This window comes from Allorhizobium ampelinum S4, assembly GCF_000016285.1.
Taxonomy (GTDB): Bacteria; Pseudomonadota; Alphaproteobacteria; order Rhizobiales; family Rhizobiaceae; genus Allorhizobium; species Allorhizobium ampelinum.
In genome coordinates this window covers 1,142,721-1,164,412 of record NC_011989.1, presented here as the reverse complement: position 1 = coordinate 1,164,412, position 21,692 = coordinate 1,142,721, and the positions used below count along the sequence as shown (strand labels likewise).

Annotated in this window: 16 protein-coding genes; 10 read left to right on the top strand and 6 right to left on the bottom strand. The window is 58.2% G+C overall.

The window, feature by feature from the left end; all coding sequences use genetic code 11:
* Positions 1-7 precede the first annotated feature (7 nt).
* From AVI_RS05455 to AVI_RS31000, 5 genes are all read left to right on the top strand, one after another.
* The gene (locus AVI_RS05455; RefSeq protein WP_015915412.1) at positions 8-211 is read left to right on the top strand and encodes a hypothetical protein; all 204 of its coding nucleotides are present in this window, start codon (positions 8-10) and stop codon (positions 209-211) included.
* Between the two features lie 234 nt (positions 212-445).
* Positions 446-1,738: an Hsp70 family protein gene (locus AVI_RS05450; protein ID WP_015915411.1), complete on the top strand. Its 1,293-nt coding sequence runs from the start codon at positions 446-448 to the stop codon at positions 1,736-1,738.
* A 58-nt stretch (positions 1,739-1,796) separates the two neighbouring features.
* The gene (locus AVI_RS05445; protein WP_015915410.1) at positions 1,797-2,705 is read left to right on the top strand and encodes a uracil-DNA glycosylase; all 909 of its coding nucleotides are present in this window, start codon (positions 1,797-1,799) and stop codon (positions 2,703-2,705) included.
* A gap of 197 nt (positions 2,706-2,902) precedes the next feature.
* Positions 2,903-3,067 (top strand): hypothetical protein, encoded by a 165-nt coding sequence (locus AVI_RS31005; protein WP_156535192.1) that lies wholly within the window; start codon positions 2,903-2,905, stop codon positions 3,065-3,067.
* Positions 3,064-3,225 carry a hypothetical protein gene (locus tag AVI_RS31000; RefSeq protein WP_156582633.1) on the top strand — a complete coding sequence of 54 codons (162 nt, stop codon included), beginning with the start codon at positions 3,064-3,066 and terminating at the stop codon, positions 3,223-3,225. Before AVI_RS31005 ends, AVI_RS31000 begins: the two co-directional genes overlap by 4 nt.
* Positions 3,226-3,306: 81 nt before the next feature.
* On the opposite strand, the gene AVI_RS05440 is transcribed toward AVI_RS31000, so the two are convergent.
* Positions 3,307-4,236, bottom strand: a complete 930-nt coding sequence (locus AVI_RS05440) for a hypothetical protein (protein WP_015915409.1) — start codon at positions 4,234-4,236, stop codon at positions 3,307-3,309.
* Between the two features lie 638 nt (positions 4,237-4,874).
* Between AVI_RS05440 and AVI_RS05435 the strand changes: the two genes are divergently transcribed.
* Entirely contained in the window at positions 4,875-6,107 is a 1,233-nt protein-coding gene (locus tag AVI_RS05435; protein WP_015915408.1) for an MFS transporter, read from the top strand.
* An 11-nt stretch (positions 6,108-6,118) separates the two neighbouring features.
* Here the strand turns inward: AVI_RS05435 and AVI_RS05430 are convergent, their stop codons facing one another.
* Complete coding sequence (locus AVI_RS05430) at positions 6,119-7,072, bottom strand: DMT family transporter (RefSeq protein WP_015915407.1); 954 nt, start codon at positions 7,070-7,072, stop codon at positions 6,119-6,121.
* 424 nt (positions 7,073-7,496) lie between these two features.
* Between AVI_RS05430 and AVI_RS05425 the strand changes: the two genes are divergently transcribed.
* From AVI_RS05425 to AVI_RS05415, 3 genes are all read left to right on the top strand, one after another.
* Positions 7,497-8,609 (top strand): methyl-accepting chemotaxis protein, encoded by a 1,113-nt coding sequence (locus AVI_RS05425; RefSeq protein ID WP_015915406.1) that lies wholly within the window; start codon positions 7,497-7,499, stop codon positions 8,607-8,609.
* A 324-nt stretch (positions 8,610-8,933) separates the two neighbouring features.
* Positions 8,934-11,612, top strand: a complete 2,679-nt coding sequence (gene pepN, locus AVI_RS05420) for an aminopeptidase N (protein ID WP_015915405.1) — start codon at positions 8,934-8,936, stop codon at positions 11,610-11,612.
* A 285-nt stretch (positions 11,613-11,897) separates the two neighbouring features.
* Entirely contained in the window at positions 11,898-14,270 is a 2,373-nt protein-coding gene (locus AVI_RS05415; protein WP_015915404.1) for a PAS domain-containing sensor histidine kinase, read from the top strand.
* Here the strand turns inward: AVI_RS05415 and AVI_RS05410 are convergent.
* From AVI_RS05410 to AVI_RS05395, 4 genes are all read right to left on the bottom strand, one after another.
* Positions 14,243-17,254, bottom strand: a complete 3,012-nt coding sequence (locus AVI_RS05410; RefSeq protein ID WP_015915403.1) for a bifunctional [glutamine synthetase] adenylyltransferase/[glutamine synthetase]-adenylyl-L-tyrosine phosphorylase — start codon at positions 17,252-17,254, stop codon at positions 14,243-14,245. The two genes, AVI_RS05415 and AVI_RS05410, sit on opposite strands and share 28 nt — an antisense overlap.
* Before the next feature lie 67 nt (positions 17,255-17,321).
* On the bottom strand, positions 17,322-18,728 hold the full coding sequence (locus AVI_RS05405; protein ID WP_015915402.1) for a sensor histidine kinase: 1,407 nt from the start codon (positions 18,726-18,728) through the stop codon (positions 17,322-17,324).
* A gap of 9 nt (positions 18,729-18,737) precedes the next feature.
* Positions 18,738-19,472 carry a response regulator transcription factor gene (locus AVI_RS05400; RefSeq protein WP_085946615.1) on the bottom strand — a complete coding sequence of 245 codons (735 nt, stop codon included), beginning with the start codon at positions 19,470-19,472 and terminating at the stop codon, positions 18,738-18,740.
* 113 nt (positions 19,473-19,585) lie between these two features.
* Positions 19,586-21,136 carry a Do family serine endopeptidase gene (locus tag AVI_RS05395; protein WP_041696372.1) on the bottom strand — a complete coding sequence of 517 codons (1,551 nt, stop codon included), beginning with the start codon at positions 21,134-21,136 and terminating at the stop codon, positions 19,586-19,588.
* Between the two features lie 240 nt (positions 21,137-21,376).
* Between AVI_RS05395 and AVI_RS30475 the strand changes: the two genes are divergently transcribed.
* Entirely contained in the window at positions 21,377-21,667 is a 291-nt protein-coding gene (locus tag AVI_RS30475; protein WP_071207991.1) for a hypothetical protein, read from the top strand.
* Positions 21,668-21,692 lie beyond the last annotated feature (25 nt).

Below are 21,692 nucleotides of genomic sequence, written 5' to 3'. Positions count from 1 at the left end.
AAGTCAAATGATTGTCGTGCGTTGGGCTTTAACAATTGTCGGCTTGCTGGCCATCGCCATGGGCATTCTGTGGATGGCGCAGGGTGCCGGGATTTTCCCCTACCCACAATCCAGCTTCATGATCAACCAAAGCCCCTGGATCATCTGGGGGGGCTTGCTGGCCCTGTTCGGCCTTGTCCTGACCTGGGGGTCGGGCCGGATTTTGCGATAACCTCACGCAGTTCATAATTGCCGCTTCAAAGCGCCGCGTTTGACCGAACGCGGCGCTTTCATCTGTCAAGTCGTAGGCGCGCTGACAGCGGCTCTTTCTGGAAATCGATCCTTGCATCCTGCCCCAGCCTGTGTCATCAGGCCCGCTCGTTAAGCAAAGCCCCTCTCAGGCAGAGGCGCGCCCGCAACCGTCCAATCATTCACGCCAATAGACAGGCATCAGGGAGCAGCAGCCATGGCAAACGCGCTTGGGCTTGATTTCGGCACGACCAACACGGTCCTGGCACAGAGCATCGACGAGACCACCACCCATTCGGTGCAATTCACCTCCATGGCCGGAACCACCGACAGCATGCGCACGGCGCTGTCCTTCATGAAGGATGCCCAGCTTGGCGCGCGTGCCCTGAAGGTGGAGGCCGGGCAAGCCGCCATTCGCCAGTTCATCGACAATCCCGGCGATTGCCGTTTCCTGCAATCGATCAAGACCTTTGCCGCCTCGGCACTGTTTCAGGGTACGCTGGTCCATGCACGGCGGTTTCAGTTCGAAGACCTGATGGAAGTGTTCCTGAAACGGCTGGAAACCTATGCTGGCGATGGTTGGCCTGCGACTGCCAGCCGCATCGTCGCGGGCCGGCCCGTGCATTTCGCTGGCGCCTCCCCCGATCCCGAGCTTGCCATGCGCCGCTATAACGAAGCACTCACCCGGCTCGGCTTTCCGGAAATCCATTATGTCTATGAGCCGGTGGCCGCGGCCTTCTATTTCGCCCAGCACCTGACGACAGATGCCACCGTGCTGGTCGCCGACTTCGGCGGCGGCACCACCGACTATTCGCTGATCCGGTTCGAGCGCAAGGCAGGCGTGCTGTCGGCAGTACCAGTCGGCTATTCCGGCGTCGGATTGGCCGGTGACCAGTTTGATGCGCGGATCATCGAGCATCTGGTGGCACCTGAAATTGGCAAGGGCAGCCAGTTCAAGAGTTTCGACAAGATCCTGGATATTCCAAGCAATTATTACACCAGCTTTTCGCGCTGGAACCAGCTGTCGGTGTTCAAGTCCTCAAAGGAATTCGCCGATCTGAAACAATTGGTACGCCAAAGCCTCGCCCCCGACAAACTGGAGCTGTTTATCGACCTGGTCGAGCATGACGAAGGCTATCCGCTCTACCAGGCGGTATCCTCCACCAAAATGGCGCTGTCTGCGGCGGATGAAGCGGAATTCAACTTCTCGCCACTTGGCGCGGCTGGCCGCAAGACCGTCAAGCGCCAGGATTTCGAGAGCTGGATTGCCGACGATCTCACACGCATCGAATCGGCACTCGATGATGTTCTCACCCGGACAAACACCGAGGCAGGCGCCGTGGATAAGGTGTTTCTGACCGGCGGCACATCCTTCGTTCCGGCAGTTCGACGGATCTTCACCGAGCGCTTCAGCCAGGACCGAATCGAGAGCGGCGGCGAAATGGTATCGATTGCCCATGGACTGGCGCTGATTGGCGACCGCGACGATATTGCTCTTTGGACCGCATAACCGGGAGAAAATACGGTTTTCTGTTCCTTTCTGCCAATTGCTTGTCTAGAACAGACCAATGATTGCTGCTCAGGACATGACTGCCGCCGAACTTGCCGCCCTTCTGGCTTTTCACGCCGAAGCCGGGGTGGATTGGCTTGTGGAAGATGCGCCTGTTGACCGGATCGCACAATTTGCAACAGAACGGGAGGCACGGACCAGGGCTGCGCCACAACAGGCCCCAGTTCAGGCCCCAGTTCAGGCCCGGGACCAACGGACCTCAGATCAGCGGATGGCGACCGCCCCTGTCGGTTCGCAGAATGGCCCTGCCCTCAACCGCGACCGCCCGGCGCCTCGGCCTGCTGCATCGACACCGCTTGCCATTCCCGATGAAACGGCAATCAACGACGCCCGGTTTGCCGCCGAGAGCGCTCGTTCGCTGGCTGAGTTGAAAGCGGCTTTGGAAGGATTTTCCAGCTGCAATCTGAAGACCAGTGCCCGCTCCACCATCTTTGCAGAAGGCCCCGCTGAGGCAGGCATCATGGTGATCGGCCCCATTCCGTCAGCCGATGACGATCGCGAAGGTCTGGCCTTTTCCGGCCGGACTGGCGCGCTTCTCGACCGGATGCTTGCTGCCATTGGCCTTCGTCGCGACGCGCTGCTATTGACCACCGCCATTCCCTGGCGCGGCCCTGGTGACCGCATGCCAACCCCGGCTGAAGCCGCCATCTGCCGACCCTTCATAGAGAGACAAATCGCACTGGCTGAACCGAAGGCCGTTCTCCTGCTCGGCAATTTCACCGCCCGATTCTTCTTCGGTGGAACGGCGACAATCCATTCAATGCGCGGCGAGTGGCGTGACGTGGCCGCAGGCGGTCACGGCGTTGCGGCCATGGCAACCTTTCATCCGCAGGAATTGCTGCAAGCCCCGGCCACCAAGGCACTAGCCTGGCGAGATCTTCTCGCCTTCCGGCAGCGATTGGCTTGACACACAGCTTGCTACGATTGCCGGTTGTTCGCTTTCTCAACGAACCCATGCGCAAACCGCATGGCAGTCATCATTTTAGAGCCATTGAATTTTCGATATTGCAGTGCAATATATCCACTGTTGCAGGTGTTTGTCGGACATGAATGGTCGGCAATCGCCGCACAGTCTTGGGAGGACCCTTTACAGGAACCAGGACGATGAACCGGAAACGCATTACACGGCCAATCCATAGCAAGTTCGAAACAGTGCGCGGGCAAATCCGTTCGCTTAAGGGCCTGCATAGCTATTACCGCATGGGCTATGTCGCCTGCGAACAATTGGCCTCTACGGCCTGGATACGATTGGAAAGAGACATTCGATGACCCACAGTTTCGACGGGACAAAGGCCAGACGCCTCGCAATCCGCCCGATGCGGGCTATTCAACAGATCCACGCGGCGGTCAGCGCATCGCGCGATTTCAGCCGTTCCGCCCGCACCGACGGGGGTGACACCGTGCTGCAGGCAGCCATTCCATTTTAAAGTGATCCCGCTTGAAAGCGGGACGGCGGTTTTCATCTGGAATGGATTTTGACTGAAACATCCTTGGTTGCGGCGTCTCGTTCAGCATCCTCTGCTTGATACCGAACGCGCTGCCGCAATAGGTTCGTTTTGCGGATGTGCTTGTTCCACTCCTGCGGCCAGCATCACCTCTTTTTCAAAGACCGCATCGAGAATAGCTGATTTGCGCGCCAGCCAATCGCGATATTCCTGATAGAAGTCTGCCGCCAGCCAGATGTGGCTGGCCCGGCCCGATCCGTTACGGCGAATGCAACCGTGCTGTTCGGCCTTTCTCAAGGCTCTTTGCAGATGGGTGCGTGACATCACGAAACGTTCTGCCATGGCCGGGATGTCAATTGTCCCCAAATCGTAGAAATCATCCTCAAGGATTGCATTGGGTGTGAGGGATATGAACCTATCCATCACCAGAGCACCACTTTCCGTCCAAAGAAACAGGCCGATACGCTCACCTGGCTCACGCCATTGCCGATCATCAAGGCACAGGCGTGCAAATTCCGGCTGAACCAGGAAAAGCAATTCTGGACGCTGCCGAAAGTGCTGCAATCGCTCACCACCATCGACATGATCGAGCACGGCGAGATTAACGCCAAGCCATCGCTGCATGGCGTCAATGCTGGCCTCGCTTGCCTCAAAACTGCGCGGGCGCTTGGCGCTGGCGGGGTGAAGGCGGATGAAGCGATAGGATAGCAATTGATCGACATAGGTCAGAACCGTATTGCGGCTGGCAATTTCGGTCTGGCAAATCCAGTCCACCAAGCCGCTGGCCGTCATTCCAGGACCGCTACTGCGTCCCGCCAGGTGATCCGCATAGAGCGCAAAGGCGGCTTGGGTCATCATCCAGCGCTGGTGCGAAACAAGCGCACGCGCCAATCGTGGCGTCTCATCGAACTGATCGCCGAACTGTGCCGCCATGACAGCTATCGCCTCGGCGAAGCGCCAGGAGGATGCAAGCGTTGCAACAGAAAGCGCCATGGACAATCCCAAGTTCAGCAATACATGAATAAGGAAAGCAGCAAAAGCCTACACCCAGCGAGCCATCGCCACCTACATCATTAATTTTTTATTGATCATAACAACAAAACCCGCCCTATTACCAATCAATTCTTGTGAGACCCATCACAATTGCCAGGAATACAAGGAGATGCTTAACCTAAAAATGATTGATACGGTCATGCCATTTGAAATAGTGTCATTTTTACAAAACCAACATTATCCAAGCTACGTCATCCTCATCCAAACGGCGCGTGTCCGTCGTAGAGAGGCGATATTATACCATGTCACAGTCGACTTTGGAGCATCTTTTCACTACAGCGTCCTTTATGGCTCCCTATCGCACGTATCCCAGCGTTCCGAGCAAGGACCTTTCCACGACGCGTAACACGGAAAACCACTGAAAATGGCTCTTCGTATTCCACTTTTGCGTATCTTAAGCCTTCGGTGCGTTTGAGGGATTCAAAATTCATACAAGGCGAGGATGCGTCAGCGTCTTCGATGCCTTGTTCTATAAAACATGCTGTTGCCTGTCATATCTGCGGCATAATCTTCGCCGTAAGTGGGTCCCAGTTAGAGTCGCTTCCCAGTCGCAGCCCCATTCCTGTTCGGACCATGCCATGATTGCCAGTCTCGCCTCCATCGGCGCCCTCATGCTCTCAACCCTGCTGATGATGGCTGGATTCGGGCTGATGAATTATATGCTGCCAATCCGGGCGATTGCCGAGGGGTGGTCGACATTCACCATTTCAATCATCGCTACCGGTTATACATTTGGCTTTACCACATCCTGCGTCGTCACGCCTCGCCTGGTGCAGAAGGTGGGACATGTCCGGGTTTTTTCCGCCTTAATCACTCTCCTGACCATGTCTGTCCTACTCTGCGCCATCGTTGTCGACTGGCGGGCCTGGACCTTGTTCCGAGGCATTGCTGGCTTTGCCATTGCCGGCAGCTACCTGATCATCGAAAGCTGGCTGAATGAGCGCAGCAACAATGAAAACCGTGGCGGATTGTTTTCCATCTATATGATTTCCTGCCTGGTTGGCTCGATTGGTGGCCAGTATATCGTGCCGCTTGGCGATCCAAGCCAGGTGACACTGTTCGTCGTCTGCGGGCTGATTTTTTCCGCAGCCCTGTTTCCCACCGCTCTCTCCACCGCCCAATCGCCCGCACCTCTGGCCCAGGCACGGTTCGACCTGAAGAAGCTCTATATCCGCTCGCCCATTGCCTTTGTCGGTTCACTGCTGTCAGGCGCTCTATCGGGAACCTGGAGCAGTCTCGGCGCGGTTTACAGCCAACGGGTCGGTCTTTCGACGGCGGAAGGCGCGACATTCCTGGCAGCCGTGCTGGCCGGAGGCGCCATCGCGCAGATGCCGCTCGGGCGGCTGTCCGATCGCATGGACCGCCGCCGCGTTATGGTTGGCGCTGGCTTGTTCGGGGTGTTTTGCTGCGCGGTGATGATCGTGCTGGGCGGAATTTCGCCATTGGCACTCTATATCTGCGGCTTCTTTGTCGGCACCGTGCTTTATCCGGTCTATTCACTCAATGTCGCTCATGCCAATGATATGGCCGACCCCGATGAATATGTGACGATTTCCAGTGCCATCATGATTCTCTACGGCTTCGGCACCGTCACCGGTCCGCTGGTGACAGGCGCAATCATGCAGGGCGTCGGTCCCAACGGACTGCTATTCAGCCTCGCCATCAGCTTTCTTCTCTACGCAGGCTATGCAGCATGGCGGATGCGACAGCGCAGCGCCGTCCCTGACCAGCCCGGCAAGACCGAGTTTCAGGCCTCCTCCATCCCGCTCCAGGGCACGGAAGCCGTCTCCAGCAAGATCACCGATCTCTAACCCAATGCGACTCAGACACCAGGGGTGGATGCCTTGCGCGCCGCACGGCGCTCCAGCCCCAATTGATGCTCGCGCAGGATGATGAAAATTCCCGCACCCGCCACGATCAGCGTGCCGACCAGGGTGTGAATGCTCGGAAGGTCGTCAAACAGCAGATAGCCAATCAACGAGCCAAACAGGATGGAGCTGTATTCGAACGGCGCAATTGTCGAAATATCGGCATGGCGGTAGCTTTCCGTCAGCAAAATCTGGGCGAGGCCGCCGCAGATCCCCGCAAAGGCCAGGAGACCTAGCTGGCGGGCAGAAAGATCGTTCCAGCCGAATGGCAGACTGACAAGCGATATCAGCGCCGCAATGATCGAGAAATACAACACGATCGTGGCCGTTTTTTCTTCACGAACGAGTTGGCGGACCTGCAACATCGCTGCGGCTCCAAGCGTAGCGGAGGCGAGCACGGCAAGCGTCCCCATGCCAACCTCGGAACCATAAAACCCGTCCTGCAACAGGGTCAGCTTCGGCCAGGAAATAATCACCACACCGACAAGGCCGATGGCAACCGCCGACCAGCGATAGAGCCTGACGGTCTCGCCCAGGAAAACCGCAGCAAACACCACGGCGATCAGCGGCATGGCATAACCGATGGCAATAGCATCCGGCATCGGCAGATGCACGAGGCCGTAAAAGCCGCAGGCCATGGCGGCGATGCCAATCAGCCCGCGCTTCACATGCCCGAACACATTAGCCGTCCTCAAGCCGGTCCTGATCTGTCCCAGGTAGGCAAGATAGGCCAGGATGGGGATGAGCGCGAAGGCGGAGCGATAGAAAGTGATCTGTCCTGCGGGCACGTCATCACCTGCCAGTTTAATCGCTGTCTGCATGGCAACAAAGACCGTAACAGAAGCGACCTTGAACACAATGCCTCTGATCGGGCCTCTGATCGGACCCGCCGATACTTCACTGTTCATGACGCTGGACTCACAAGGCCGGCTGATATGCGGGCCATGACATCAGGGAGACGACCGGCCATGGGGTATCAGCCAGCACGTCAGATAACTCGACCATTGCCGATTCGGACCAACCGCGCAAGAACAAGGTCAGCATTCACGAACATTACCGCCTCGCAAACATGCGAAGCGCACTGTTGTTGGACAACCAAGAATACTGTCGCAACCATGAATAAAAAATTACAAAATTATGTTTTATAAATCATACACTTAACTCAAATCGACAAAAATCATTAATCTATCCTCGACAACAAATCGCACCCAAAAACAATAGATTTTAATTTATTCTTACTTAACCAAGTCATGCGTTACTTTGTTGCAAAGCAATATATTATTTTTCTTCCCACTTTGGGTCATCGCGCCCCTGGCTTCAGGATTTATCGCCATGTCAAATTCGCCAGCACCCCTCCGCCAGAACCGGGTCGTGAACGCAACGCCTCGCTCCATGCGGCTGATCACCGAAAGCATTGGCGGTGATCTCGAAACATTCAGCATGAACAATACATTGGTGGTCAAGCAGATCCGCCTGCTGGCGATCAATGCCCTGATTGAAGCCGCGCGCGCCGGTGACACGGGCAAAGGCTTCGCGGTCGTGGCCAATGAAGTTCAGCGCCTGGCTCAAAGTGCAGCCGACATCGCCAAACAGTTCGAGGACAATGTCCTGAGCCGCATAAAGCTTGGCAGGGCCATGGCCGATGGTTTGGTTCAAGAAATGGAAGGTGTGCGGCTGACCGATCTCTGCCTGACGCTGGTGCAGTTCATCGTCCGCAATCTGTTCGAACGCACCGCCGATGTCCGTTGGTGGGCGACAGACACCGCCCTGTGGTCGGCGTTGCAAAATCCAAACATCGAAAACTTCAACCATGCCTCGGAAAGGCTGGGCGTCATCAATCGGTTCTACACGGTCTATCTCGACCTCGTGATGACGGATGCCAGTGGCCGTGTCGTCGCCTCTGCCAATCCGCGCTACCGAAACAATCTTCAAAACAAGAATTTTGCCCAGGAAACATGGGTCAAGGCAGCCGGTCAAACGAAAAGCGGCGACGACTATATCGTTGACGAGGTCAAAAAAAGCCCTCTGCATGACAACCGAGACACGCTGGTCTATGCAACCGGCATTCGGGCGGGAGGCCGTTCGGACGGCGAACTGCTGGGAATGCTTGGCGTCTATTTCGACTGGCAGGCCCAGGGTCAAGCCATTGTCGAAAAAGAAGCCAATCTGCCGCCGCATCTCGTCGACAAGACCCAGGTCATGCTGCTCGATGGTTCGATGAGGGTGATTGCCAGCTCCCATCCGAGCCGGATCTACACCCATTTCCCGCTGCACAATAGCCAAGCAAACCAAAAAGGCAGTTACTATGATGACAGCGGAAACATCATCGCCTTTGCCAAAACTCTTGGTTATGAAGACTATGACGGTCTTGGTTGGTACGGCGTGATTATTCAACAAACCGAGGCGGATAAGGATATTCGCGCAAAGCTTGATATCGGTCTGTGACCCAGGGCAATACCCCGGTGGTTCCAGCTGAGACCTGCCGGCACACCCAAAGCCAGACCTCGGCCCAGGATATTTCTCGAGCATTTCCAACAAAAGTACAATGCGGCTTTGGCAAACGGAAATCTTTGAAAACAATGAGATAGCTCATTTTTCTGTTTTCGTGAGACAAGGAAATGATCTGGTGCCATCAAGAATAGACAATAATAGATCGGATTTTAGCAATCGTTCAGAAATTGATGTCATCATACCCATGAATTGCGCTGGCCCGTTCCATCGAAACGCTTGCGTATAGTCGATTTGCAATAGGACGATCAGGATATATTGATGCGTACAGAAACGGGCCAGGTTGTCAGCCTGGCGGATTATCGCCCGACCGAGTTTGTCCTGGAGCGAGTGGACCTGACTTTCGAGCTTGATCCAACAGACACAAAGGTCGAGGCCCGCCTGATCTTCCATCGTCGTGAAGGTGCCGATGTCGCCGCACCGCTGGTGCTGGACGGCGACGATCTGGTTCTCTCCAGCGTGCTGTTCGACCAGATCGAACTGGAGCCGGAGCGCTACAGCGCCACCGCGCGCTCATTGACGATCCGCGACCTTCCTGCTGCCGAACCCTTTGAGATCACCATTACCACGCTGATCAATCCTGAGGCCAATACCCAGTTGATGGGGCTTTACCGCTCGAACGGCATCTATTGCACCCAGTGCGAGGCCGAGGGCTTCCGCCGCATCACCTATTTCCCGGATCGACCGGACGTGCTGTCGGTCTATACCGTCAATATCATCGCTGACAAGCAAGCCAATCCGCTGCTGTTGTCGAACGGCAATTTCCTGGGTGGCGCGGGCTATGGCGAGGGCAAGCATTTTGCCGCATGGTTTGATCCCCATCCCAAGCCCAGCTACCTGTTTGCACTGGTGGCAGGCGATCTCGGCCTGATCGAGGACACGTTCACCACGGTGTCGGGCCGCGAGGTCGCGTTGAAAATCTATGTGGAGCACGGCAAGGAACCACGCGCCGCCTACGCCATGGATGCGCTGAAGCGCTCGATGAAATGGGATGAGGATGTATTCGGGCGCGAATACGATCTGGATATTTTCATGATCGTCGCCGTGTCGGATTTCAACATGGGGGCCATGGAAAACAAGGGCCTGAATGTCTTCAACGACAAATATGTGCTGGCCGACCCGCAAACCGCCACCGATGCCGACTATGCCAATATCGAAGCGATCATTGCCCACGAATATTTCCATAACTGGACCGGCAACCGCATCACTTGCCGCGACTGGTTCCAACTCTGCCTGAAGGAAGGGCTGACAGTCTATCGCGATCACCAGTTTTCCGCCGATCAGCGCTCACGCGCCGTCAAGCGCATCGCCGAAGTCCGGCATTTGCGCGCCGAACAGTTTGTGGAGGATTCCGGACCGCTCGCGCATCCGGTACGCCCGAATACCTACAAGGAAATCAATAACTTCTACACAACCACCGTCTATGAAAAAGGCTCTGAAGTCACCGGGATGATCGCCACCATCCTCGGGCCGGACCTGTTCAAGGCTGGGATGGATCTCTACTTCGAGCGTCATGACGGCGATGCGGCAACGGTCGAGGATTTCGTTGCCTGTTTTGCGGAGGTCTCCGGGCGCGACCTTACCCAGTTCTCTCTCTGGTATAATCAGGCCGGTACGCCGAATGTGACGGTATCCTGCGACTACGATGCTGGCACGAGCCTGTTTACTGTCGAGTTGGAACAAGTGATCCCGCCGACACCCGGCCAACCCAACAAGCAGCCGATGCATATTCCGCTGCGCTTTGGGCTTCTGGCGGCAGATGGCACACCACTCGATACAGCAACCGTGGACGGTGGTGAAATCAGCGGCGACGTGCTGCATCTGACCGAACGTCGGCAGGTATTCCAATTTTCAGGCGTGAAGGAACGTCCGGTCCTGTCGCTCAACCGGGGCTTTTCGGCACCCGTCATCCTGCATTTCAGCCAGGCAAGTGCGGATCTGGCGCTGATCGCCCGCCACGATAGCGACCTGTTCTCCCGCTGGCAGGCGCTGACCGACCTCGCCTTGCCGGTTCTATGCGACAACGCGCGCCAACTCTCCACCAAGAGCGGCACAGCCAAGAGCGCAACCGATAAAGCATCCATCGCGGCAAGCGATGCCCTGAAACAAAGCCTGCTTGCCATCATTGCCGACGATGCGCTTGAGCCTGCCTTCCGTGCCCAGGCGCTGGCGCTACCGAGCGAAGCCGATATCGCCCGCGAACTGGGCAGTGACATCGACCCGGACGCCATCCATCAGGCACGCCAGGCGGTGCTGGCTGATATCGCCATTGAGGGCGCGGATCTATTTGCCCGCCTTTACGATAACATGGCGACTGAGACCCCCTACAGTCCGGATGCTACTGCCGCAGGCAAAAGAGCGCTGAAAAATGCCGCGCTTGGCTATCTCGTTCAGGCTAAAGGCGAGCCGGCCAAGGCCGCCGAGGCCTATGGCAAAGCCGACAATATGACCGACCTGTCGCATGCGCTCGGCGTTCTCGCCTATCACTTCGGCGATACGGAAGAGGCGCAGGCTGCACTGGCCAATTTCCAGACACGGTTTGCCCAGAACGCATTGGTACTGGACAAGTGGTTTTCCATCCAGGCCACCATTCCGGGACACGGTGCGCTGGAACGGATTGAAGCACTCATGCAAAATCCGCTGTTCAACGCCAGCAATCCGAACCGCGTTCGCGCGCTGATCGGCAGCTTTGCCTTTTCCAACCCGACCGGCTTCCACCGCGCCGATGGCAAGGCCTATAACTTTCTTGCCGAGGAAATTCTGGCCATCGACAAGCGCAATCCGCAGCTTGCCGCCCGGCTGCTGACCTCGATGCGCACCTGGCAAAAGCTTGAGCCCGTTCGTGCAGCCAAGGCCAGGGCGGCCCTTGCCCTTATCGAAAGCTCAAACGGCCTTTCCAACGATGTCCGAGATATTGTTGAGCGGATGCTGAAAGGCTGAATGCCTCCCGTTTTTGGTCTTCCCAAAGGGGCGGTCGCACATGCGTCCGCCCCTTTTTTCTGCGCAAGCCTGGAGTGAATGCTCATGTGCTGGCAGCGCAGGCCTGATTCGAGGCCTGATATGTGCGGCTGCAACAGTCACGCGATCATGAAAAGCTGATTCTTCGCAAGAGGTTAACAAGCGGTTAGTTTTTTCGACTGGACAGGAAGAATCCCTGATGATTCATTAGGTTAGATTTGGAGCGAGCGGCGCGCCGAATCAGGACGAGGGATCAAGGCAGGGACAATGGCAAACGTGCAGCGGGCGACCGCAGCCGATGATCGGTTGCGACCGGAATTTCCCGGATATCTGTCATTTCTGGATGCGGTCAAGAACCACGGAGGCGTTGCATACGTCGTCCGAAGCCTTTCGATTTCCAATACTGATGCGGCTCTTCGCCAAGTCATTCCTATTCTGGTGGTTGCTTTTCTGATCGTCATCGCCATGGCACGCGGCATGGGGCTTGTCTCGGAATATGCGCGAATGGAAAGCGCCATCCGTCATTCCACCGCGATGATGGCCTCTGCGGCGGCGGCCGCCTTATCATCCGGCCCCGAGCTTCCGGCAGAACTTGGCAGGGATAAGGCCGAAGCGCTGATCAAGCGCTTCTTGCCACCCAATCTTCTTGATGACGAAAGCTTCGTTCTCTTGCTCGATCCTGAAGGCAGGGTGGTCGCCAGTTCCGGCAATGGCAGCAGCTTTGTCGGCATGCAGATCATGGCGCTGTTTCCGCAAGTCGCGGTGCTCCGTAATTTCGGAGACCAGACGGGCGCGGTGGAAACCGACATCAACGGCTTCCGCCATATCGCCGTGCTGACACCAACCGGCACGGACGGCGCACTGGTATTGGCCGCCCATTCGCTGAAATCCGCCGCCGATTACTGGCGGGCGGAACTCGCTCTCAACGTCACACTGTTTTCGGCCATCTCGCTGATCCTGATGGGCATTCTCTATGCCTATTTCGCCCAGGCAAAACGGGCGCGGGAAACCTCTGACGTGTTTGTCGATTCCAACCGCCGGGTCGAAACCGCTTTGTCGCGTGGTCGCTGCGGATTGTGGGATTTCGACCTCGCCAGCCGAAAACTGGTCTGGTCGCGCTCGATGTTTGACATTCTCGGCCTACCGCCGTCCAACGAACCGCTCGGCTTTGCCGACGCTGCCCGGCTGATGCACCCCGATGACGGCAATCTTTATGCGCTGGCCCGCACCATTGGCCGGGATGGCGACCGCCATATCGACCAGGTGTTTCGCATGCGTCACGCCAATGGCCATTATGTCTGGCTGCGCGCCCGCGCCCAGGTGATCCGCACCAGTTCCGGCAGCCCGCATGTGATCGGCATCGCGATGGACGTGACGGAGCAGCACCGGCTGGCACAGCGCTATGCCGAGGCCGACCAGCGGCTGGCCGATGCCATCGAATGCACCTCGGAAGCCTTCGTGCTCTGGGACAAAAACGACCGGCTGGTGATGTGCAATGCCCATTTCCAGCATGTCTACGGCCTGCCCGATAGCGTGCTGGTGCCAGGTGTCGAGCGCGCCGTGGTCGATGCGGCGGCTGCCCGACCCATCATTCAACGGCGCATTGCCGATCCCTCGGCCAAGGGAAGCTCGCGGACTACCGAGCTACAACTGGCCGACGAGCGTTGGCTGCAAATCAACGAGCGGCGCACCCGCGATGGTGGCCTGGTCTCTGTCGGTACCGATATTACCCTGCTGAAGCGCCATCAGGAGCGGCTGCGCGAGCAAGAGCGCCGGCTGATGGCGACCATTGGCGACCTGTCTTCGTCGCAGAAAAAGCTGGAACGGCAAAAGGCGGAACTGTCGGAAGCCAACGAGAAATATCTGGCCGAAAAGCAACGCGCCGAAGCGGCCAACAAGGCCAAGTCGGAATTTCTCGCCAATATGTCGCATGAGTTGCGCACGCCGCTCAACGCTATCCTCGGCTTTTCCGAAATCCTCTCCACCGGCATGTTCGGGCCGATCGGCTCGCCGAAATACGGTGAATATGCGCGCGATATCCACGATAGCGGCAAGCACCTTCTCAACGTCATCAACGACATTCTCGACATGTCGAAGATTGAGGCAGGCCATATGCTGCTGAAATGCGAAAATGTCGATTTCGCCTCGCTGATTGATGAGACCCTGCGGCTGACGACGATTTCCGCCAAGGACAAGAATATCGCTATCGAACAACGCATCGCTTCGGGCCTGGCCATGACCGCCGACCGGCGCGCCCTGAAGCAAATCCTGCTCAACATCCTGTCGAACGCAGTGAAATTCACCAATGAAGGCGGACGGATTTCCGTGCGCGCCCACAAGATCGATGGTGCCGTGCGGCTTCTGGTGTCGGATACCGGCATCGGCATCCCCAAACAGGCCATCAGCAAGATCGGCCAGCCCTTCGAGCAGGTGCAGAGCCAATATGCCAAGAGCAAGGGCGGATCGGGCCTGGGTCTGGCGATTTCCCGCTCGCTGATCATGCTGCATGGCGGCAGCCTGCGGATTCGCTCACGCGAGGGCAAGGGGACGGTCGTTTCGATCAACGTGCCGGATAGCCCCTCGCCACTTCCCCCCTGCCGCAAATCCGCCGCTCAGGGCCGGGTGCTGACAACCGTCTGAAAAATCCGCCGAACCGCCTTGGACAGGCGTTTCAACTCGGCCTCCAGCACTTTCAGGTCCGGGCAATCGGCAACCCGCAGGACGACATCGATCAGGCCCGCCGGTGCATCCTGCGGCCTGAATCCTCCCTCGACACAAGCCCTGATTGCCTGCGACAGTTCTGTGTAGAGCGTGAGGGCCGCAAGGCAGAGATCGAGATCACCGGCCTCCATCACCCGCCCCCCGCCCTGTTTCAAACGCTGGACAGTGGTGATATCCGTCTGTGAAAATCCCGGCCCGGCCAGCGCTTTCAATCTATCGTTCGGAGCCACCAGGGCAAGATATTGGGCGAGAAACTCCAGATCCACCAATCCGCCCGGCATGAGCTTCAAGTCCCATCCGTCCTTCGGCGGTTTTTCGCTATCGATCATGCCGCGCATCTCGCTGACGTCGGCAGCAATCGCAGCGCGGTCGCGTTTCAGTGCCAGAACATCGGCAATGATGGTTTCAGCCCTTGCAACCAGTGGGCCATCGCCGGTGATCAGCCGGGCGCGAGTCAGTGCCATATGCTCCCAGGTCCAGGCCTCCTCACGCTGATAGCGCTCGAACGCTCGAAGCCGCGTTGCCACTGGCCCCTTATTGCCGGAAGGACGCAGCCGCATATCCACTTCATAGAGCACACCTTCGGCGGTTGGCGCGGATAACGCGGCAATCAACCGCTGGGTCAGGCGGGTATAATAGCGCACGGGATCGAGTGGCTTTACGCCATCGCCCTCCCTGCCACTGTCTCCTGCATCCTCGTCATACTCATAAAGCACGATCAGATCGACGTCAGAGCCTGCCGTCAGCTCACCCGAGCCGAGCTTGCCCATGCCCACCAGTGCCAGTTGGCCACCTTTGATCCGGCCATGGACCCGTTCCATTTCGCGGCACACTGCGTGAAAGGCCTGCTCGATCACCAGATCGGCGAGATCGGTAAACGCATGACCTGCCACCGTTCCGGAAATTGCCCCGGTCATCAGGCGAATGCCGATCAGGAAACGCTGCTCGGCGGCAAAGATCCGCAGGCGGTCCAGCAATTCCTCGTGGTTCGAAACACCGCCAATAAAAGCATCGAGCCGCATGGCGAGATAATCGCGTGTCGGCAGATCGGCCATCAGACCGGGGTCGAGCATGCCATCAAAAACATGCGGGCGGCTGGCAATGGTGGCGGCAAGCCGGGGCGCGGCGGCCATGATGGTAACGATCAGTTCCAGCAGGGCCGGGTTGTTGCCAAGCAGCGAAAACAGCTGGATGCCGGCGGGAAGGCCCGACAGGAATGCATCGAACCGCAACAGCGCCTCATCGGCGCGACGGCTTTCGCCAAATGCCTTAAGGAGACGCGGGGTCAGTTCCGTCAACCGTTCACGCGCCTCCACCGACTGCGTGGCCCGGTAGCGTCCGTAATGCCAGGTGCGGATCACTCGCGAAATGTCTTCAGGTCGCTGAAAACCGAGCTTTTCCAGGGTCTTCAGCGTATCGGGATCATCCTTCTGACCGGTAAACACCAAATTGCCGCCCACAGAAAGATCATCTTCCTGTTCAAACAACTGACCGTAACGCCGCTCCACCAGCCGCAGCCGTTTTTCCAGGGCTTGCGAAAAGCCTGCCGGTGTGTCGAAACCGCACATCAGCGCGATGCGCTTCAACTCGGCCTCCGTGGTCGGCAGCGTGTGGTTCTGCTCGTCATGCACCATCTGAATGCGATGCTCGACATCACGCAGAAACCAATAGGCCTCCGTTAGCTCATCGCGGGTAGTCGCATCGATCCAGCGGGCCTGTTCCAACGCCGCCAGCGCTGCCTCGGTGCCGCGCACCCGCAGATCCGGCATCCGTCCACCAGCGATCAATTGCTGTGTCTGGGCGAAAAATTCGATCTCGCGAATGCCGCCGCGCCCAAGCTTGATATTGTGGCCCTTGACCGCAATCGCACCGTGGCCCCGGTGGCTATGGATCTGCCGCTTGATCGAGTGAATATCGGCAATCGCCGCATAATCGAGATATTTTCGAAACACGAAAGGTGCCAATTCCTTGAGAAAGGCCTGACCGGCGGCAAGATCCCCTGCCAGCGCCCGGGCCTTGATAAAGGCGGCCCGCTCCCAGTTTTGCCCACGTCCCTCATAATAAATCAGCGCTGCCTCAACCGGCATGGCAAGCGGTGTGGCCCCCGGATCGGGCCTCAGCCTCAAATCGGTGCGGAACACATAGCCATCACCGGTGCGCTCCTGCAGAATGCGGATCAACCGGCGCATCATCCGGCCATAGGTTTCGGTTGCTTCCTCGGGCGCAACCAGGATTGCCGCATCCGGCTCGAAAAACACCACGAGATCGATGTCCGACGAATAGTTCAGCTCAAACGCGCCAAGCTTGCCCATGCCCAGCACGATCAGGCCGCTGTGTTTCGATGGCGCGTCGCGGTCGGCAAGCCGCAACTTGCCCGCCTCATGACCCGCCAGCAGAAGATGGTCGATGGCGCAGGCGATTGCCGCATCCGCCATTCGCGACAGCCATAGCGTCGTCTGGCGGGGATGAAACAATCGGCCCAGATCGGCCAGTGCCAGCAAAAAAGACAGGCCCCGCTTGGCCTGACGCAACCGGCTCATCACCATGGCCTCGGTTGGCGGCACTCTTCCCTGCTCCGGTCGCCAGGCATAGCGCGCATGCTCCACCAACCCGTTCAGGCTCGCCTCCAAAGGGGCATGCAGCGCGCGCACAAGCAAATCAGGACGCAGCGCCGCCGTCTCACGCAGATAAGGCGAAAGCGTCAGGGCGGCGATAATGAAGGATTTGAGCGGCGTCTCATCCGAAAGCAAGGCTGCGATCTCAGGCGTGTCCCTGCCAAGCTCCTTCAGCACAGCAAGGACAGCCTTGGTCTCCACTTTGTTCAGCGGTTTGACGACGTCTTCGGCGACATCGCGCAGAAACACGGTTTCCGGCGAAACGGGCTGGTCCTTGGGCATGCACATCCTCCATCCCGCCTGTTTTCATTCGGTCCTGCCTTTTACAAAGCGGCCATAGCGGGTTGGGAGAAGTTTATGCGGTTACACGCGGAAAGACCATGGTGGCCGTCAGTCCGGGACACTCGGAATTGGTAGAATTGGTGTCGCTCAGTTCCAGTCTGCCGCCATGCAGCGCCATCACCGCCTCGACCAGCGACAGGCCAAGACCGGTGCCCGGTTTGCTGCGGCTTTCATCCAGCCGCACGAAACGCTTGACGACATCTTCCCGGCGCTCCGCCGCGATGCCGGGGCCATGGTCGCAGACGCTGAGTCGGGCCTCGCCGTTCGCCGCCTTCACCAGTTCGACGCGGATTTCGCTGCCGCCTTCACCCGCATATTTGATGGCATTGTCGAGCAGGTTGAAAATCGCCTGGCCGATCAGTTCGCGATTGCCCCGCACAGTGATGCCGGGGACAATAGCGCTTGCCAGCACATAGCCCGCCTCCTCGGCCACCGGCTCGTAAAGCTCGGCGGTATCAGCGGCAATGCCGGAGGCATCAAGATCGGAAAGCTCGGCGGCAATCGAGCCTGCCTCAACGCGAGAAATCATCAACAGCGCGTTGAACGTGCGGATCAACTGATCCGATTCGCCGATAATCCCTTCCAGCGCCTGACGGCGCAGCAGGTCATCATCCTCGGCCAGCGCATCGGCGGCCTTGTTGCGCAGCCGGGTCAGCGGCGTCTTCAGATCATGCGCTATATTGTCGGAGACTTGGCGAAGGCCCTCATTGAGCTTTTCAATCCGCTCCAGCATGTCGTTCAGTGAGCGCGACAGCCGGTCGAATTCATCGCCGGAACCGGAGACCGGCAGACGCTGGCCAAGATCGCCCGCCATGATCTTCTTGCTGGCGGCAGAGACCCGATCGATGCGCTTTAGGGCATTGCGGCCAATGGCAAACCAGATCACCAAAGCCCCTGCCCCCATGATCGCCAGCGCCACCATCAGCGCCTTGCGCACCAGAATGCGGAATTTGGTCGGCTCACCCAGATCCCGCCCGACCAGAATGCGCAGCCCATTGTCCAGCGCCAGCACATTGGCAATCGCCAGATGCGGGCGGGCAGGCCCTGTTTCGGCATAGCGGTTATAAGCGAAGGGAAAATTCGTCCAGCCCTCGCGATCCAGCACGCCCGGCTCGACGGAGCTGACATTGCCCGCCAGAAACTCGCCATTTGGCCCGGCAATGACATAGAGATTGGCACCGGGCTGGCGCATGCGCCGTTCCATCAGCCGCAGCAGATTTTCGACGCCACCTTTTTCATAAGCGCGCTCGATTTCGGTCACTTCCTGTTGCAGGCTCTCTCGCGTCTGCTGATTGAGCAGCCGTTCCGAAAGCGCCGTGACATAGATCACCAGAAGAGCGGCGCAAAGCGCGAAAAGAATGATGTAAAGCGCCGAAAGCCTGACGGCGGTAGACTTGAACAGAAATCCGGCACGCGACATCAGGGTTCGTCAGCTTTCGTCTTTGATCATATAGCCGGCACCGCGCACCGTCTTCAGCAGCGGCCGGTCGAAATCCTTTTCGATCTTGGAGCGCAGCCGCGACACATGCACGTCGATGACATTGGTCTGCGGATCGAAATGATAGTCCCAGACATGTTCCAGTAGCATGGTGCGTGTCACCACCTGCCCGGCATTCTTCATCAGATATTCCAGCAGGCGGAATTCGCGGGGCTGGAGCAGGATTTCCTTGCCCGCCCGGCGCACTTCGTGGGACAGGCGGTCCAGCTCCAGATCACCGACCCGGTAAATCATGTCCTGTTCCGGCGTCCCCTTGCGTCGCCCCAGCACTTCGACCCGGGCCAGAAGCTCGGAAAAAGCATAGGGCTTGGGCAGGTAATCGTCGCCACCAGCGCGAAGGCCGGTCACCCGGTCATCCACCTGGCCAAGCGCCGACAGGATCAGCACCGGCGTATTGATACTGCGCTTGCGCAATTCTGATATCACCGACAAGCCATCGCGGCGCGGCAGCATCCGGTCGATGATCATCACATCATAGGTATTTTCGCAACCCATGAACAGGCCCGCCTCGCCATCGCTGGCGTGGTCGGCCATGATCCCCGCCTCGCGGAAGGCCTTGGTCATGTAAGCGGCGGCTTCAAGATCGTCTTCGATCACAAGTATTTTCATGCGTGCGACATTAGTGCCCGCATTGCCCGATGCACAGCCTGTTTTACCGGTTTCCATGCTTTGTCCCGTCCCGAATGCCATGATCTGCGCCTCTTCGTTCACGAAAACACATCCTGCCGGAAGATTTGGCGGCGACTGAAATGGTCCAGCCGCCGCCAGAGGCCTGATCATCAGCCCTGGTTGATCGGCAGGGCGATGAAGCGGCTGCCATTGTCGGTTTCCACCTGGAAGAGCGCCTTGGTGCGACCGTCCTTCTTGGCCTGATCAAGGATCTTCTTGACCTCGGCGGCGCTGGAGACCTGCTGGTTGTTAACGGACGTGATCTTCTGGCCGGTCTTCAGCCCCTTGTCGGCAGCGTCGGAATCCGGATCGACATTGGTGATCGTCAGGCCTTTGCCGTCATCGGCACGCTGGACAGTGACTCCGAGATTGGCAAGCGCCTGCTCGGTGGCCGGTGCGTTCTGCTCGGGCGCGCCCTGATCCTCATCACTGCTGGCCGTATCCTTTTCAGCAGGCAAGGTGCCGAGATCGACCTTGACGGCAGTCGGCTTGCCATTGCGCCAGATAGAAATATCGACCTTGGTATTGGGCGGGAAGGCAGCAATGCGCTTGGCGAGGTCACGCGGGTCCTTGACCGGATCGCCATTCACGGCGGTAATCACGTCGCCCTGCTTGATACCGGCCTTTTCACCGGGAGAACCGGTTTGCGGCTCAGCCACCAGTGCGCCCTTGGCATCGGCCAGACCGAGCGATTCGGCAATATCCTTGGTGACAGGCTGGATCTGCACGCCAAGCCAGCCGCGCTGCACCGAGCCATGCTTGATCAATTCAGCAACGACATCCTTGGCAGTCGCCGCCGGAATAGCGAAGGCGATGCCGACGCTACCGCCCGATGGCGAGAAGATCGCCGTGTTGATCCCGACCACCTTGCCGCTGAGGTTGAAGTCCGGCCCACCCGAATTGCCCCGGTTTACCGGTGCATCGATCTGGATGTAATCGTCATAAGGGCCGGAGCCGATATCACGGCCAAAAGCCGAAACGATACCCGACGTCACGGTTCCGCCGAGACCGAAAGGATTGCCGACGGCCACGACCCAGTCACCAACGCGGATCTTCTCGTCCTGCGCCCATTCGACATAGGTGAATTTCTTGGTCGGCTGATCGACCTTCAAAACGGCGAGGTCAGTGCGCGGGTCCTTACCGACCAGCTTGGCATCGTATTCGGTGCCGTCATTCATCACCACTGTATAGGCCTGGCCATCGGAAACTACGTGATTGTTGGTCACAACATAGCCGTCCTCGGAGATGAAGAAGCCCGACCCTTGGGCAATCGGACGCAGCTTGCCATGACGCTCGGCATGCGGTCCACCCTTGGGGCCTCCTGGACCACCTGGACCGCCGGGGCCTGGCATGCCCCATTCCTTGAAGAAGCGCTTCAGAGGATCGGGAAGCTGGTCGAAGTCACGACCATTGAAGGAGAAATTGCTGCCATCCTCGGAGGCCTGCTGCACATCCGATTTGACGCGGATGGAGACGACGGCGGGCGAAACGGCACTGACCAGATCGGCAAAGCTTGGCACCTGCGGCGCCTGAACCTCGACGGGCGCGGCCAGCGCAGGCGTTACCGTCACGGCACCCGCCAGCATCAGGGCCGCCAGCCCTGCCGCGGTGCCTGCCCGCAGCCTGGAGGTAACGGAGCGATTATGGAAGGATTTCGACATGGATCTCTACCTTATCTTGTTCTGGTTGGCATCGTATCGTGCGAAGACCGGAACGACCCGGCTTCAGGCGGTGGATGACAAAGATATAGGATGGATCACGTTACAACGAACTGTCCGGAACATGAAAAGTTGGTAATGCGGAAATTTACGCGCCGGAAAGGTTTTTCAATAGGTTCGACGCCGGTCGCTTGATAAAGTTTGGACGACCTTTACGCATCCTGAGCCGATCCGGGGATTTCTATGCATCGTATTCCACTCTGTTTATTCGCGGCAATACTGACCGGCTGCGCAGCCGCCCCGCACAAGGAGATCGGCGCCATTCGTTTGATAACCGACGCCCAAGGACGCCCTGCAAAAATCTATATGGAAAAATCGACCGGTAACGCGATAACCGATCGTCGTGTCATGCTTTTCATGCGCACAACTTTCGCCAAGCGCGTGCCTCACCCGCTTCCCAACCGTGTCTATCGTCAAGGCGTGAGTGGCGTGGCGAGCGATCACCCCACAACGATCGAGATCCCGCTTTTCTGATGGGGACATATCCCCGCGTCCTGCG